The organism is Psychrobacter sp. 1U2, assembly GCF_051847575.1.
The window spans coordinates 1-535 of record NZ_JBPYDC010001734.1 but is presented as its reverse complement, the minus strand read 5'-3'; the positions used below and the strand labels follow the sequence as shown (position 1 = coordinate 535).

At 40.0% G+C, this 535-nt stretch carries 1 protein-coding gene; it reads right to left on the bottom strand.

Annotation, left to right across the window (positions count from 1 at the left end; all coding sequences use genetic code 11):
* Positions 1 to 116: 116 nt before the first annotated feature.
* A partial coding sequence (locus ACS8FD_RS24120; RefSeq protein ID WP_439277705.1) for a porin occupies positions 117 to 535 on the bottom strand: 419 nt, incomplete at its 5' end.

The following is a 535-nucleotide window of genomic DNA, read 5'->3' as shown; positions in this document are numbered from 1 at the left end:
AAGTTGGCACAACGAAAAAACCCACCCCGAAGGATGAGTCCTTTAACATTATATAGTTATGATGTTTAGCTATCACTTGGACGATTTTACAATACAGACTACTTAGATAAAAGCCACTAGAACAGATGTTCCAAACCGCCACCAACGGCGAAGACCTTAATATCTGCGACAGAGTTGGTAGGATCTAAAGGACTGGTATAATCGGCTGAGTTTTGACCAACATAAGCGTGAGCGATCACATTATCTTTCAACTCGTATTCACCGCCCAATACAATCTGATCCGAATTATTATTGTCGATACCGTTTAGATTGTCTGTTTTGTTATATTGAAGATAGACAGAAGCTGGATGAGCAAAGTTCTCTAATGCCATTTTGCCACTAACTATCAGGCCTTTTTCTTTATGAGAGCCTGCAAAGTCATAGTCAGCTTGCTGATATACTGCCCCTAAGGTTAAGGGAGTTGACATATCTATATATTCATCTAAATCGACGGTTACTGTACCGCGAAAGGCATCACCGCCATAATTTATAAGAC